17 protein-coding genes and 1 pseudogene are annotated in these 14,386 nt (G+C 39.9%); 3 read left to right on the top strand and 15 right to left on the bottom strand.

Going from position 1 to position 14,386, the window contains the following annotated elements:
• The first annotated feature begins 17 nt into the window (after window positions 1-17).
• On the top strand, window positions 18-845 hold the full coding sequence (locus tag I2F76_RS00805) for an exodeoxyribonuclease III (RefSeq protein WP_129299564.1): 828 nt from the start codon (window positions 18-20) through the stop codon (window positions 843-845).
• 11 nt (window positions 846-856) lie between these two features.
• The gene (locus I2F76_RS00800; protein ID WP_003014423.1) at window positions 857-1,243 is read left to right on the top strand and encodes a bleomycin resistance protein; all 387 of its coding nucleotides are present in this window, start codon (window positions 857-859) and stop codon (window positions 1,241-1,243) included.
• A 234-nt stretch (window positions 1,244-1,477) separates the two neighbouring features.
• Here I2F76_RS00800 and I2F76_RS00795 read toward each other — a convergent pair whose 3' ends face one another.
• On the bottom strand, window positions 1,478-2,116 hold the full coding sequence (locus tag I2F76_RS00795; protein WP_129299565.1) for a hypothetical protein: 639 nt from the start codon (window positions 2,114-2,116) through the stop codon (window positions 1,478-1,480).
• 101 nt (window positions 2,117-2,217) lie between these two features.
• Here I2F76_RS00795 and I2F76_RS00790 point away from each other — a divergent pair.
• Window positions 2,218-2,310: pseudogene (locus I2F76_RS00790) on the top strand (VOC family protein); the annotation flags it as partial.
• 98 nt (window positions 2,311-2,408) lie between these two features.
• Here the strand turns inward: I2F76_RS00790 and I2F76_RS00785 are convergent.
• The 14 genes from I2F76_RS00785 to I2F76_RS00720 form a co-directional block, all read right to left on the bottom strand.
• Complete coding sequence (locus I2F76_RS00785; protein ID WP_195487034.1) at window positions 2,409-4,376, bottom strand: peptide ABC transporter substrate-binding protein; 1,968 nt, start codon at window positions 4,374-4,376, stop codon at window positions 2,409-2,411.
• Window positions 4,377-4,641: 265 nt separating this feature from the next.
• The gene (nth, locus tag I2F76_RS00780; protein WP_021152845.1) at window positions 4,642-5,265 is read right to left on the bottom strand and encodes an endonuclease III; all 624 of its coding nucleotides are present in this window, start codon (window positions 5,263-5,265) and stop codon (window positions 4,642-4,644) included.
• A gap of 104 nt (window positions 5,266-5,369) precedes the next feature.
• A complete protein-coding gene (locus I2F76_RS00775; RefSeq protein ID WP_049483430.1) occupies window positions 5,370-5,678 on the bottom strand; it encodes a hypothetical protein in 309 nt (102 codons plus the stop codon).
• A 22-nt stretch (window positions 5,679-5,700) separates the two neighbouring features.
• Window positions 5,701-6,393, bottom strand: coding sequence for a 5'-methylthioadenosine/adenosylhomocysteine nucleosidase (locus I2F76_RS00770; protein WP_021152843.1), 693 nt, complete (start codon window positions 6,391-6,393; stop codon window positions 5,701-5,703).
• A 24-nt stretch (window positions 6,394-6,417) separates the two neighbouring features.
• On the bottom strand, window positions 6,418-6,753 hold the full coding sequence (macP, locus tag I2F76_RS00765; RefSeq protein WP_003006241.1) for a cell wall synthase accessory phosphoprotein MacP: 336 nt from the start codon (window positions 6,751-6,753) through the stop codon (window positions 6,418-6,420).
• A gap of 11 nt (window positions 6,754-6,764) precedes the next feature.
• Window positions 6,765-7,310 (bottom strand): NUDIX hydrolase, encoded by a 546-nt coding sequence (locus I2F76_RS00760; protein WP_003006238.1) that lies wholly within the window; start codon window positions 7,308-7,310, stop codon window positions 6,765-6,767.
• 9 nt (window positions 7,311-7,319) lie between these two features.
• Window positions 7,320-8,699, bottom strand: coding sequence for a bifunctional UDP-N-acetylglucosamine diphosphorylase/glucosamine-1-phosphate N-acetyltransferase GlmU (gene glmU, locus I2F76_RS00755; protein WP_195487033.1), 1,380 nt, complete (start codon window positions 8,697-8,699; stop codon window positions 7,320-7,322).
• A gap of 103 nt (window positions 8,700-8,802) precedes the next feature.
• The gene (locus tag I2F76_RS00750; RefSeq protein WP_195487032.1) at window positions 8,803-9,243 is read right to left on the bottom strand and encodes an ASCH domain-containing protein; all 441 of its coding nucleotides are present in this window, start codon (window positions 9,241-9,243) and stop codon (window positions 8,803-8,805) included.
• Complete coding sequence (locus I2F76_RS00745) at window positions 9,185-10,087, bottom strand: putative PEP-binding protein (protein WP_195487031.1); 903 nt, start codon at window positions 10,085-10,087, stop codon at window positions 9,185-9,187. Before I2F76_RS00745 ends, I2F76_RS00750 begins: the two co-directional genes overlap by 59 nt.
• 41 nt (window positions 10,088-10,128) lie before the next feature.
• Entirely contained in the window at window positions 10,129-10,857 is a 729-nt protein-coding gene (locus tag I2F76_RS00740; RefSeq protein ID WP_070589521.1) for a GNAT family N-acetyltransferase, read from the bottom strand.
• Window positions 10,858-10,864: 7 nt separating this feature from the next.
• Window positions 10,865-11,344, bottom strand: a complete 480-nt coding sequence (locus I2F76_RS00735) for an NUDIX hydrolase (protein ID WP_070589523.1) — start codon at window positions 11,342-11,344, stop codon at window positions 10,865-10,867.
• A 9-nt stretch (window positions 11,345-11,353) separates the two neighbouring features.
• Window positions 11,354-12,052 carry a 3-oxoacyl-ACP reductase gene (locus I2F76_RS00730; protein WP_070589525.1) on the bottom strand — a complete coding sequence of 233 codons (699 nt, stop codon included), beginning with the start codon at window positions 12,050-12,052 and terminating at the stop codon, window positions 11,354-11,356.
• Window positions 12,045-12,281, bottom strand: coding sequence for a DUF2829 domain-containing protein (locus I2F76_RS00725; protein ID WP_070589528.1), 237 nt, complete (start codon window positions 12,279-12,281; stop codon window positions 12,045-12,047). The genes I2F76_RS00730 and I2F76_RS00725 overlap by 8 nt, the downstream gene beginning before the upstream one ends.
• A 522-nt stretch (window positions 12,282-12,803) precedes the next feature.
• Window positions 12,804-14,297 (bottom strand): ATP-binding protein, encoded by a 1,494-nt coding sequence (locus I2F76_RS00720; RefSeq protein ID WP_070589529.1) that lies wholly within the window; start codon window positions 14,295-14,297, stop codon window positions 12,804-12,806.
• Between the last annotated feature and the right edge of the window lie 89 nt (window positions 14,298-14,386).

The following is a 14,386-nucleotide window of genomic DNA, read 5'->3' as shown; positions in this document are numbered from 1 at the left end:
CAAGAAAAGGAAACACAATGAAACTCATTTCATGGAATATCGACTCGCTTAATGCTGCATTGACCAGCGATTCAGCACGCGCCAAACTCTCTCAAGAAGTCCTTCAAACCTTGGTCGCTGAGGATGCAGATATCATCGCCATTCAAGAAACCAAGTTATCCTCCAAAGGACCTACTAAAAAACACCTCGAAATTCTTGAGGAACTCTTCCCTGGCTACGAAAATACCTGGCGCTCTTCTCAAGAACCAGCTCGCAAAGGCTATGCTGGAACCATGTTCCTCTATAAAAAAGAGCTTACTCCCGTTGTGACTTTCCCAGAGATCGGTGCTCCTTCGACCATGGACTTGGAAGGTCGGATCATTACTCTGGAATTTGGTGGCTTCTTTGTAACACAAGTCTATACTCCTAATGCCGGTGATGGCCTCAAACGTTTAGCAGAACGTCAAGTCTGGGATGTCAAATATGCGGAGTACTTGGCTGAACTTGATAAGCAAAAACCTGTCCTTGCTACAGGTGACTACAACGTGGCCCACAAGGAAATCGACCTTGCTAATCCAGCCAGCAACCGTCGTTCACCAGGTTTCACAGACGAAGAACGTGCAGGCTTTACCAACCTTCTAGCAGCAGGCTTTACAGATACCTTCCGCCACCTCCACGGTGATGTGCCGGAGCGTTACACTTGGTGGGCACAACGCAGTAAAACCTCAAAAATCAACAATACAGGCTGGAGAATCGACTATTGGTTAACCTCAAACCGCATTGCAGACAAGGTTACTAAATCAGATATGATTGACTCAGGCGCTCGCCAAGACCACACACCGATTGTCTTGGAGATTGAATTATAAGGATTTTCTTTATGAACTACAATGCAGTAATTCCCGAGTTTATGGTATCGAATATAGAACAGTCCCGTTCCTTCTACTGTGATTTACTGGGTTTCACCATTGAATACCAGCGTCTAGAAGAAAAATTTCTCTTCCTGTCTCTTGAAGATTGCCAGCTCATGCTAGAGGAGGGAACAAAGGATGAATTAGCTGAACTAACCTACCCATTTGGTCGTGGAGTCAATATCTCCTTTGGTATAGAGGATGTCCCTAGACTCTATCAGAAATTGTTAGAAGCCAACTATCCTATTCATCGCCCATTGACCAAAAGAAAATTTCGTGTTGACGACCATTATATCTATCCTCATGAATTTGCAGTTTTAGATCCAGATGGCTATTTTTTAAGATTTAGCGAATAAGAGAATAGATCACTAGAGTAGAAAAAGAAACAAAAAAAGAAAGAGACTTGGACAAAAGTCCTAGCCTCTCAATTATTTTTGGATTGTCGAGCAAGACGCAGTGGTTGAGTGGGCTCTACTACGCTGATTTCATCAGCTTTTACAGCCCTACTCAACTGTGCGGAGGTGGGACAACGAAATCGAATTCTAACGAATTACCAATTTCTGTCCCACTCTCTTTTAGTCTTTTGGGGATTATTTCCCAGGAATATTTGGATCTAAGCCCCAAGATTGCTCGAGAACAGGTCTTAAGGCTTTAATCATATCTTCTGAACCTACGATTGTGATATTGTATACTTTATCGCCTTTTTGGAATACCCATTCGTACAAAATGTTCCCATTTTTAAATGTTACTTTTATTAAGAAAGCGTCCTCACTGGCAAAAATAGCTTTTACACCTTCTAAACTAGTTTGATTTTTGGCTTTTCCCCAGAAGCTATATAAACGGTCCGCAAGTAACTGTGCGTCAAAGGTTTCGTTGGGGCCAAGTTCAACAGTATCTTTAGTGTTTGATTCCATTAACAACATATTGTGTTTGTCTGGTGATGAATATTTGAGCGTTTTGCTACTTTGAGTTTTGCTACTTTGAGCTTTGAAATTATATACGACCCAATCTTTAGGGATATTGATATAACCAAAATTTTCATTTCCGATACGTTGAGTATCTGCAAGGGATATTTCTTTTGCCCTAGAAGAAGACCCAGGAGTTGTTGTTTGAGCTTTTGTCGTTGATGCAGTCGTAGTTTCTGTTGCTTTCTTCTCTCCGTTTCCGCATGCTGCTAGTATAAATGCAGATAGAAGCGTTACAGAGCTTAATATTATTTTGTTTTTCATCAGGATTGTTCTCCTTAAAGTGGTTGACTCACAAATATAATATCATTTTTTATAGTTTATTTAAATAGGAAACGCTTTCGATAAAAAGCATAGGGTATAACAAAAGAAAATTTCGTGTTGGTGAACAGTATATCTATCCTCATGAATTTGCAGTTCTAGATCCAGAGGGCTATTTTTTAAGATTTAGTGAATAGAATGAGACAGACTGACTTTCAAGACATAAAAAAACCGGAGCCCTTACATGACGGCTCCGACTTTTTTATCTTCATTGATAGACCAATGATTGATTTTTTTATTTTTTCTTCTCAATGTGATCTTTGAGATCTTCTTGAGCTTTTTTATTGGATTCTGCCTTTTTCTTCAACCATTCTTCTTTGGCCTTGTTAAAGTCTTTTGTTGTGACAACATCTTTAGACATTTCAAGGTATTTGTAGAATGTTCCTGTTCCTTTTGTACCAACCCATGAAGCAGCACGGCTGTATGGTACGGTCCGTTGAAGCATTGGAGCACCACCATTTGAAACAGTTGGAAGCGTAATCGAGCTATCTGTCAACCAAGCTTGCGCTGCAGCATATTTTTCATAGCGTTTTGCTTGATCCAACAATTCAGCATCGGCATCTTTCAACATGTTAGCGTATTGATCCAAACCAACTGTTGCAATGGCTGGGTTGTTTGAACCTGCATCAATACCAAGATAGTAGAAGACAGAACCATTTACTGGGCTGATACTTTCAAGGTAAGTCGATGGGTCTTGATAGTCCGGAGCCCAACCACCGCCTGAGATATCATAGTCTCTTGCAGCAGCTGTATTACTGAAGTAAGTGATGTTTTGGAAATCATCATCCGATACCTTTTGAAGGTCGACAACGACATTATCTGCACCAAGAGCTGACTCTACAGATTGTTTGAAGGAGCTCGCTTGTTGGACCATGCTGTTGTCCACTTGGCTGACAATGTAGTCCAAATGAATTGGGAATTGAACTCCTTGTTTTTGCAATTCAGCTTTGGCTTTCGCAAATGAAGCTTTGGCTTTTTCTGGATTGTAAAGGCTTGTTTGACCATCGTCCAGGCTCACACCCTTCCATTGATCCCCATAGGTAACCAATTGTTTTTCAACGACCTTACCAAAATCTTCTCCATTGACTTGGACATATGTTGGTGGCACCAAAGTGCTACGAAGGGTATTTTCAGCCGCATCAGATCCAGATACTTGTGCCGCATATGATTTGCGGTCAAAACCAAAGTTCACCGCTTGACGGAAGTCCTTGTTTAGAATTGCTTTCTTGGTAGAAGCTTTTTGTTCATCTGTTGTTTTGGCTGTGTGGTCATACTTTTGACGGTCCAAGTTGAATCCAAGATAGTAGGATGTTCCCAATTGCAAACCGTAGACAATGTTGTCGCCAAAGTTTTTCTTGACACTCTTATACGTCGAACTGTTTGGCATAACAGATGCAAAGGAATATTGACCTTTTTCAAAGTTTTTAATGATAGAATCTGGGTTTGATCCATCGTTAAAGGTCAATTTGACATGATCGATATGAACATTTTTCGCATCGTAATAGTCTTTGTTCTTGACCAATTCAATCTCAGATTTCGAAGTCAAAGATTTCAAGTAATATGGACCATTGTATAAGATGCTGCTAGGTTTCAACGAACCAAAATCTTTTCCTTGAGATTTCAAGAAATCCGCATTAACTGGGAAAAGAACACCTGAGGTTGTTTTTGAGTTCCAGAAGCTTTCTGGACGAACCAAAGTATATTGGATGGTGTGGTCATCTAAGGCTTTGACTCCAACTGTGTTAAAGTCTTTGGTTTCCCCTTTTACGTAGGCATCCAAACCTTTGATCGAATTTTGAATCAAGAAGAGACCTTCTGATTTAGACTCAACCGCGTGTTTGATCCCTGTAACAAAGTCTTGAGCCGTTACAGCACCATATTCTTCTCCTTCACTCGTATACCATTTGGCATCCTTTCGAAGTTTGTAAGTATAGGTTAATCCATCTTCAGAGACAGTCCAATCTTCTGCTAGACTTGGCACAAAGTTTCCGTATCGGTCGTTTTCAAGAAGACCATCTACAAGGTTACTTGTGACATCTGAAGTTGTTGTACGAGTTGCAGCGATGTAATCCAAGGTATTTGGATCTGCTGAATAGACGAATGAGTAGGTTGCTTGATTGCTACTACCACCGCCACATGCTGCTAAAAGAAAGGCACCTGCAACAGAAACTCCTGCAAGAGCTAACAGTTTTTTTGCTTTCATCACTATCTCCTTATGTTAGATTTTCTACCATTATACACTATTTCTTAAAAAAAACCAAATTTATTTTAAAAAAGTTCGTTTTTTCTGAATGAATATAATAAGATATAAAGAAAAAGCATCTTGAAATCGATCTCAAAGAAGCCGGATAGGGGAGTCTAGGCACCTACCACCAGATCCAACAAAGATATCACCTTTCAATCCTTTTAATAAATATACGTTTCATTACAAAAAGAACCTCTGCTCTTTCGAGCAGAGGAACTGATTCCTAATCAAAATGATAGAGTTGTGGGTACTGGTCACATTCAGGATTTTTGGGATGGCAGATGGCCCGTCCAAAATAAATCATGGCTTGATGGGCAGCTAGCCATTCGCTCTTTGGCAGAACATCCATGACCCGCTTTTCAACTTCCAATGGCGTCGCTGATTTCTTGACGATATCATGGTGCTTACAAATCCGCTCCACATGGGTATCGACAGCAAAAGCTGGAATACCAAAACCTACACTCATGACAACATTTGCTGTCTTGCGCCCTACTCCTGCTAGACTTTCTAACTCTTCACGAGTCTGAGGCACTTGCCCATCAAAGTTGTCTAGCAATTGTTGGGCACATTTTTTGAGAAATTTGGCCTTATTTCGATAGAGGCCTAATTTAGAAATATGCTTGGCAATATCAGCTTCACTGGCTGCTACCATGGCTTGCGGGGTTGGAAAAGCCGCAAACAAACCTGGTGTCGCTTTGTTAACAGCCGCATCAGTCGTCTGAGCCGAGAGCATAACCGCTACTAACAATTCAAAATGATTACGAAAATCCAGACTTGGCTTGGCATCTGGAAAAAGGGCGATAATTTCTTCGATCACATGACGTGCCCGTTTCTTTGATAAAACCATATTCTCTCCTTTACATTACTAGTCTTTATTATAGCATGAAAGTTCCCTATTTCTGAAAGATTCGACTTCAAAAAAGGACTAGTCCTTAGACGAGTCCTTTTCAATTAGTCTATAAAATGAGTATGCTTGGTAATCCATTGTGTGACCTTGATATTTAACCAGAACACATAGATACCAAATGTAATGATGGTAAAGAACCACCATTTGATCCAATTTCCAAATAACTGCATAGCCGTGCCGTCAAAATACTGACGACGACCATCAATCACGGTATGCTTGACCTTCCAGTTATACATAATGCACACGCCCCAAGGAGCACAAATCCCCAAAGTCAATACTGTAATGAAGGTTGCTAATAAAACATAGCCAATATAGGAAAATAGGCCTCCATCAAAATACGATTCACGATACATGTTCAATTTCCCTATATTTTTTCTACACCAATCTCTTCAAGAAAGTAATCAGGGTTTGAGCAGAGCGTTCGCCAGCCTCTACGATAAATTCATCAAAAGAAATATTGGCTGCGTGATCTGCTGTATCACTCATGGCGCGAATAACCATAAAGGGACGTCCAGCTGCATGAGCGGCTTGGGCAATGGCTGCCCCTTCCATCTCAACTGCCAAGACTTCTGGGAAATGCTCCCGAATTGCTGCGACTTTTTCTTCACTCGCGATAAAGCTATCTCCTGTTGTAATCAAGCCTACATGTGTGGTTGCAGCTTCTTCTTCCAGAACTTTTTTCATTTCTGATACGAAATAGCGACTGGATTCAAAGTAAAGTGGTTGACCTGCCATTTGACCATACTTATAGCCAAATGCTGTCACATCCACATCATGATAGGCCAATTTGTCTGCAAGGACGATATCCCCAACGGCCATTCCCGGCGCAACGGCACCTGCAGAACCCGTATTGATAATGGCTTCCACTTTGAAATCATTGGCCAAGACTGCTACACTCATAGCAGACATGACTTTTCCAATACCACTTTCCACCAAAACGACCTCATGGCGTCCAATTGATCCTGTATAGTAGACTTTTCCAAGACGCAGATGCTTTTCCCCATTTTCAAGGGCTTCAACCAAGATCTTCAACTCCTGGGGCATGGCTGCAATAATTCCAATTTTCATGTCATTTCTCTCCTTGTGACGACCTTATAGACGCCAAATAGCAATGATCAAGGCAATGAGGAGCACAATGATCCAGAACAAAATCTTATTGAGTTTGGATTGGACCACACTTTGTTTGCGCTCTTCAATGCGACGACTCTTGGTCACTGTGGGCTCCACTTGGATCTGCACCGTATCCTGAGAATAACGCTCTTGCGGACGCTCCATACGGCTTTCTCTCATAGGACGTTCATAGCCAAATCCTCTGTGGTCTGTCCGAATAATTTTCGTCTCTTCCGCATCGACCATTTTAGGACCGGTGATATCCTCTCCTCGCCTTGCTCGTTCAATCATTTCATCGGTTAATAAAGGTTTTCCCATCGGATCCTCCTCTATTTATTGATTAAGTCCCAATATTGGATCGCCATGATGGTCTTGGCATCACAGATTTCGCCAGTTTGGATTAAATCTTTGGCTTCCTTCAAGGTCACTTCTAATAACTCTAAGGTCTCATCCGCATCTTGTGGACGTGGATTTTCCACCTTTTTCAAGTTGGTCGCACCATAAAGTTTGATCCGCTCATTACAAAATCCAATGGCTGAATAAAAATCATACAACAACTCTAGATCCGCTGTGTAGCCAATTTCTTCTTCCAATTCGCGCAGAGCAGCCGCTTTAGGGTCTGCATTTTCTCCCTTTTCTAACTTCCCTGCTGGAATCTCCACCGAAGTCCTTTCAATCGCCTTGCGGTACTGCTTGACCAAGATCGTTTTCCCATCTTCTGTGATCGGCAAAACCGCTACTGCTCCGTTATGGAAGATTAAATCACGCTGAGCTTGACCTTTTCCAGCGGGTAGTTCTACTTGATCAGTCACCACTTGGAAAATCGGTCCCTGATAAATTTCCTTGCGCTCAATGGTTTTTTCTTCAAATTGCATGAGATTCTCCTATTTATTTTTAGGATGGTGTGGCAAGCGAAGAGCATACTCTTCTTTATTCACTTGACGGCCACGACCAATCGCAATCGCATCTGCTGGTACATCTTTGGTAATGGTGGATCCAGCACCGACTAAGGAATTGTCGCCTAATTCAACTGGCGCAATAATCGTCGAATTGGATCCGACAAAGACATTGTTTCCAATCGTCGTTTTAAACTTATGTTGGCCATCATAATTCACTGTGATGGTTCCTGCACCAAAGTTAACGTTGCTACCAACTTCACAGTTTCCAATATAGGTCAAATGACCAGCTTTGGTATTTTCGCCAATAGACGAACCTTTGACTTCGACAAAATTTCCAATATGGACATCTTTTGCAAGGCTAGATCCTGGACGAATGTGGGCGTAAGGTCCCACTGTCACGCCATCAGCTACTGTGCTCTCTTCAATCATGGAGTTGGTAATAACGGCACCTGCCCCAATCTCACTGTCCACGATATAAGTTCCATTAGTTAAGACGGTTTCAGCCCCAATTTTTGTGTGCCCTTTTAGGGTAACATTGGCTTCGATTTGTACCTCAGGTGCGATCTCAACATCGATATCGATATAGGCTGCATCCGGATTGACAAAGCTCACTCCATTGACCATGTGGGCTTGGTTAATGCGACGACGCATGATGCCTTCTGCTGTCGCAAGGGCAACGCGGTCGTTAACCCCGAGACTTTCATCAAAATCTTTGAGCGTATAGGCTCCAACTTTCTCTCCTGCTTCTCGGAAGATCCCAATCACATCTGTGATATAGTATTCACCTTGGGCATTGTTGGTATTGATATTCTTCAAAGCTTCAAAGAGGCGGGCATTGTCAAAGACATAAGTCCCTGTATTGATTTCTTTGATTTGTTTTTCAAAATCTGTCGCATCTTTTTGCTCGACGATGCGAAGCACTTCCGCATTGTCATTACGGACAATCCGACCATAGCCAAATGGATTAGCTGCTTCGGCTGTCAAAATCGTTGCCACATTCTTGTGGTTGATATGGAAGTCGATCAAGTGTTTGAGACTGTCACCCGTAATCAAAGGAGTGTCTCCTGCAATGACGAGGGTATGCCCTTCAAGGCCTTTCAAGACTGGCTCTGCCATCATTACCGCATGACCAGTTCCCAATTGTTCGGTTTGTTTGACAAACTCTGTTTGTCCCGCTAAGACTTGCTCTACCAATTCCGCCTTGTGGCCCACAACTGTTACAGTCTTTTCAGGTGAGATGGCTCCAACACTACGGAAGACATGCTCCAACATAGAGATCCCTGCAACCTTGTGAAGAACCTTGGGCAGATCTGATTTCATACGGGTACCTTTCCCCGCTGCTAAAATAATGGCATAATTTGGCATAACATTTCTCTTTTCTGTACAATATCGTACTTATTATACCATTTTTCACCCCTTTTGGAAAATAAGACCAGATCAAAAAACTCTCCGAAAAGGAGAGCGTGTTCTATAATGGATAAACTCTGCGAAATTCTTCTAAAACCACCTTGCTGTCAGGTGTAAAAACCAGACCTGCTTCTCCAAAGCAGTCTTTGAAAAAGTCCTCATGAACCTGACGCCAATAGGCTAAAGATTTGTCTCCCTCACCTTCCTTAAAGGCATGGTCGGCTGACACTTGATGGAAGGGCTGAACAGAAACCTTGGTAATTTCGACAATGCAGATAGCTTGGTTTTGACTGTCTAAGATAACATCAAAGGTTCCTTCTTGGGGAAGGGGTTCGTCCTCTAGTGTATAGAGGTCATAAGCTGAAGCTGTTGCTGTTTTTTCGCCTGTAAACACCAGTTCCGCTAAAAGGTCTGGATCCACTCCAAACGCCCAGGCATCTATCTCATCTCCAATCGAGGGGTTGATTTGTTTGTAGGCATTCCACATTTCTTGAGGTGTCATGAGTTCTCCTTTGTAATTTTTTACTTTCTTCTTTTATATGTTTAAGATGGTCTGGATGGTCAATTTCTAAATCAAAAATCTCTGGAATAGAGCTGTAATGGAGAATACATTCGATACCCATCTGATTCATTTTTTGTATGAAAGAAGTATTAAGATAGCCTGCTACAGCAAAATCAATCTTGTTCTTCTTTGCTTTATCCTGCATCTGTCTCAACATATCTAACATAATTGGACTTTCCATATCATGCCATTGACTGTTTCTCACAGTCGCAAAAATAAAAGAAGTTAAATCATTCATTCCAACTACAATCTTTGAAATGCCCGTTTCCAGTATCCTGTCCAAGTCGAAATAAGCTGATGGTAATTCAATCATCGTGCCGACTTTCCCGGTAAAACCATACTGACGCAATACTGTAATAGCTTGTTTTAATTGTTCGGCATCATTGACAAAAGGAAAAATAACAGACAGATTGGGATTGGTTTGAAAAACTTCCGTAACAACATTAGTCTCAGCCTGAAATTCATCTGGACACGCCAACAAACGCCTGATACCTCTGTATCCAAATAAGGGGTGGCGTTCGTCAAAACACTCTTTAGTCCCGTCTAGACTATTTGCTTCTGCATTTGTTAACTCTGAAAAGCGATACCAGACTTCTTCATCTGAGTACAAATGACAAATAGTGTCTAGATAATCTTTCACAAATTGCTGACAATTTGGTAATAGTATGTTTTGGTTTAGTTCTCTCAACAAGTATTCCCCACGAATCAAGCCGACGTGGTGCAATAAATGGGGATAAACTTTCTCAACAATTTTTTCGCCACTAAGAGCTAGTTGATTTTGCATGTTCATTCACCTCGTCTTAAAAGATACAATATCAGATATCATTATATGACACTTTCCTCTAGTTCAAAAGCTTCATAAGGTTCAACTAACTCATATCCTAAAAATTCTGCTACTTTTTTGGAAGCCTCGTTATGAGCATCCCAAAGTGGAAACATATCTCTATTTAAACTCTCTAGAATCATTGCAGCACCAAGCTTTTTGGCAAATCCATTTCCTTGTTCGTTTGGTCTAGTTGCAACTTCCACTTCAACTGCTTCACGGTAAACTAACCCTGAGGAAATCCCAGCAATCACTTCATTATTTTTAAGAATCACAAAGCCAAATCCACCTTTTAAAGCAAAATCCTGGTAGGACTCAAAATCCCCCTGTAAATCTTGTGACCATTCTTCCTCAGAAAGGCAGTTATAAATACGATTATCAATAGGTACAATATTGTAACCTTTCTCTAACTGACTAACTAGATCATTTAGAAATTCAACTTGAAAATTTGCCTTATCTTTAAAAGAATAGCGAGCAAAAGAAATTAGCTCCAGTTTCTGATGCAGAAAATCTTGCCACTTAGTGTCTTCTGAAATAATAATCTTATAATCTAAACCATATTGCCTAACAAAATCTTCCCAAAATCTAGAATTTAGCTCCCCTGCTAAGTATAGAAAATTCCCAATATCATAAAAACTTGTTGTCCCATCACTGTTTCGGTATACAGTTCCAATTTGAGATTTAAGACCATAGAGAACCATATTTTTCTTCCATGTTTTAAATAGTTCCATTATCCCTCTATTTTACCTTCCAATTCCTATAACTTATCCGTTCTAATTCTGGAAATCCTCGTAACTCTGCCTTCACTTTTAATACTAAAGGCGAGGCATTTTCTTCGGTAATTTCTTCCAAATTCAGCCAAATAACATTTGCTGAATCATTACTTCCATCAAGAACTTCATGAGGAAGGGATTTTTGAGAGCTCTCGAAATCGAGCACTACATCATAAAAGGCCATGGTATGATGTACAGCGAAGTCTTGCCCCTCTTCTTGAACCAGCACGTCATAAATCCTAGGATTTAAGTAACGGCTAAGCGTATAACCCGTCTCTTCCAGAACTTCTCTCTTAAGGGTTTCTGTCAACCCCTCACCGAGTTCCTGACTACCACCCGGTAGATCAAAACGATGTTGATAGGGGCCTCTTGTTTTTTCAATACAGAGAAGTTTCCCATTCTCATAGCAAATGCCGTAGACACCAAAGTGTTTTTTGATTTCCATCAATTCCTCCTACTTCAAACTCCAACCACCATCAATGGTCAAGATTTGTCCCTGCATGGCAGATACCTTCCCACTGGCCAAAAAGAAACTGACTTCTGCCACTTCTTCTGGCTCAATCCAGCGTTTGATAGGTGTTTCACTGGCTACCCAGTCTGCTAAGCCACCGGGTTCAAAGTCCGCAGCAGTCATGCCAGTCTTGACAGCACCTGGAGCGATCCCAAAGACTTGAATGCCAGATTCTGCATAATCCAGGGCCAACTGCTTGGTAAAGCCCGCTAGAGCATGCTTGGAGGAAGTATAAGCGTGACCGCCTCCACCAGCTAGAATAGATGCAATGGAGCACATATTGATGATGATACCTCGCTTCTTCTCCAACATTTGAGTCAGATAATGCCGTGTCAGCTCCACCGGAGTCACATAGTTAATCTCAAAAATCTCCTGAATCTCCTGAGCGCTTTGCTCCAGAAGCGGTTTATAATCGTCCAATACTCCAGCTGTATTGCACAAGACATCTACCTCAGGACACCAGTCAAAAATCGGCGTCAAATCCAAGGTTAAGTCTAGCTGTAAGAAGTGAAACTCACCTGGCAACTGGGGATCAGCTCCCTGATCCACCCCATAGACCTGGTAGCCCTTTTCTAAAAACAAACGAGCTTGCGCCAGACCAATCCCGGAGCTCACGCCTGTAATCAAGACCCGTTTAGTCATGGACTTCCACCCAATCTGTCGCTAGAACATCACAGGGAGTTGGACTCCACATGGAAAAGCCTTCGCCTTCACCAGACACGTTAATGAGGAAATAAGGTGTCACTTCCAGAGCCACTCCATTTTGCTCGATGGTATCAAACAATTGGACATAGTTTTCTCCTCCACCCCATCCTGTTCGTACATATTTTTTCTTGGCCTTTAATCCTGGTAAAATCTCTTCAAATGTCATGGTGTTCTCCTTTGATGTAATTTAATATTGATATGATGAACTTTATGAACTCGTAAAACATATTCATTGTATTTTGTTCACCTTTTTGTGAACCTAAAGAGCATTCATGGCTCTTTTATAATAAGAACTAAATGTTATACAATTGTGATTTCGTTATATTTTAAGGTCTATGGTTTTACAGTTAATTTAAATGTATCTAGCCATAAATCAGCTGGTTCCTAATAATGTTATATCTACACTAACTCAGTAATGTAACTGAATTTATATTTAAATTTTTTTGCTAGGTTTTATCATTTAATTTTGTTCTTTTCTAGTTTGGGCAGTTATACTAGTTTTCACCTTTTTCCAGTTATCTAATCTATTTCTAAATACATACTAGCACAATATACTGTACTGCCATCTTTTTTTACTTCTGAAATTTTTATATTCCTTTCAAAAAACATCATTAGGTAAACTATTATTAAAAAGGTTTTAAATTGTGGTTCAAATCATGTTTGAACTTGTGAAATCCCTTATTAGCGTTTATTTTGAGGAAATTGGAGTAGAGTTATTATTGTAACTAATGCCCCAGTATGGAATATACTGCATATTCTTTTTTCCAGCGTTTTCGTCATAAATTTTTATTTTGTCATTTTCTAACGCAAGAGCAATGAGTTTAGAAGCGATAGATGATTGTTTATTTGTCAATCCGAATCTTTTTCTTAGTGTACTATTTGTCATAAAATTATCTTCTATGTAGAGTAATGCAGAATGATAATAAATAGCATTTATTTTTTCTCTATTCCCCATTTCTTGGATTGTTCGTCGTTGATGTAAAGTAACAACAGTATAATTATCCTTAGCAGCTATATCCGGAGCAGGTAAGTGATTTAATTCCAACGTTAAGATAATCTTATCTATACCGCTACCACGAGACTCTACTAAATGCATCTTTCGAAATAGTTCAGCTAAAGCTTCATTTCGAGAGTAAGGAGGCATATCAAGCAATCTTTCAGGACGATTAAGAGGAGATCCAGGATTTGTGAATACTACTCTATTATCAAATATTTCAATTGTTGGTGAGCTACCTTTTACAGAAAAATCCTGATGTACTATTTGGTTTGCAACTATTTCACGTATAACCAGAGGAGGATAATCTGTATCAGAAGTGATTTGTCCATTATCTTTTAACGTTTCAGGATTACGAGGTAAATGACCATTGATAAATTTTAGTAAACCTTCAAAACCAACGGCAGCTCCTTTACTAGCTGTATTATCAGCTACTGCACTTAGTTTATTATTACCGGCATATCTAATTACTCGTAAAGCATGAGCAGATAAATTTTCAAAATTTTTAAGATTTTTTGCGAATGTAAATGCTCCCATATTGGTTAGATTGAAAGTTTTTCCAGAAGATTCTATCACACCATCTTCTATCATATGAAAAATTATCTCTTCATCGTTTGAATCTTCAAAGTATCCCATCATTTTCAAATAGGAATTAACATCAATCAATTCTTTAATTTCTTCAAATGTACATGCGGTTTTTGCATACTCTCTTTCAAATGATCGCGATTCAAAGGATTTCCACAGTTCTCTTTCCTTTTCAGGATAATCCTTTAAGTTTTTTAATGAAGATCCACTTCTAATGTATCGACTACCGCTAAAAGCAACAGGTCTACCAGCATTCATGTGGATGACTAAAACGACAACATGTTTTTGTTCGATATCATATTCTTCAAAACGAATTGTGATACGAGGATCAAGCATCCTTTCTAACCAAGTAATAAACGGCTCACCCTGTGCATGTTTTTCAGTTTTTGGATAGAATTTTGTACCAATAATTTCTTTTGAAACATCATTAACCCCCCAAATTAAGTATGAGAATTGCTGACCTAACATTGCTGCTGAGTTAGCTAAAGCTGATATATATTTGCCTATACGATCATGATCTTTATTATTAACTTTGTATTCAATAATTTCATCTTCATTTTTATTCAATAATTCTAATAACTTTTTTAAATCTTTATCTTCCATAATTTTTATTTTCCAAGTAAATTCTAAATAGGTTAAAAACGTCGTAAAATCAGCGTTTTTTTATTTTCCAAGTAAATTCCACGTACTCC

Origin of the sequence: Streptococcus parasanguinis (assembly GCF_015557775.1) — a bacterium.
Lineage (GTDB): Bacteria > Bacillota > Bacilli > Lactobacillales > Streptococcaceae > Streptococcus > Streptococcus parasanguinis_AA.
Note: the sequence above shows the minus strand (reverse complement) of the source record. Positions and strands in the feature narration are given on the sequence as shown.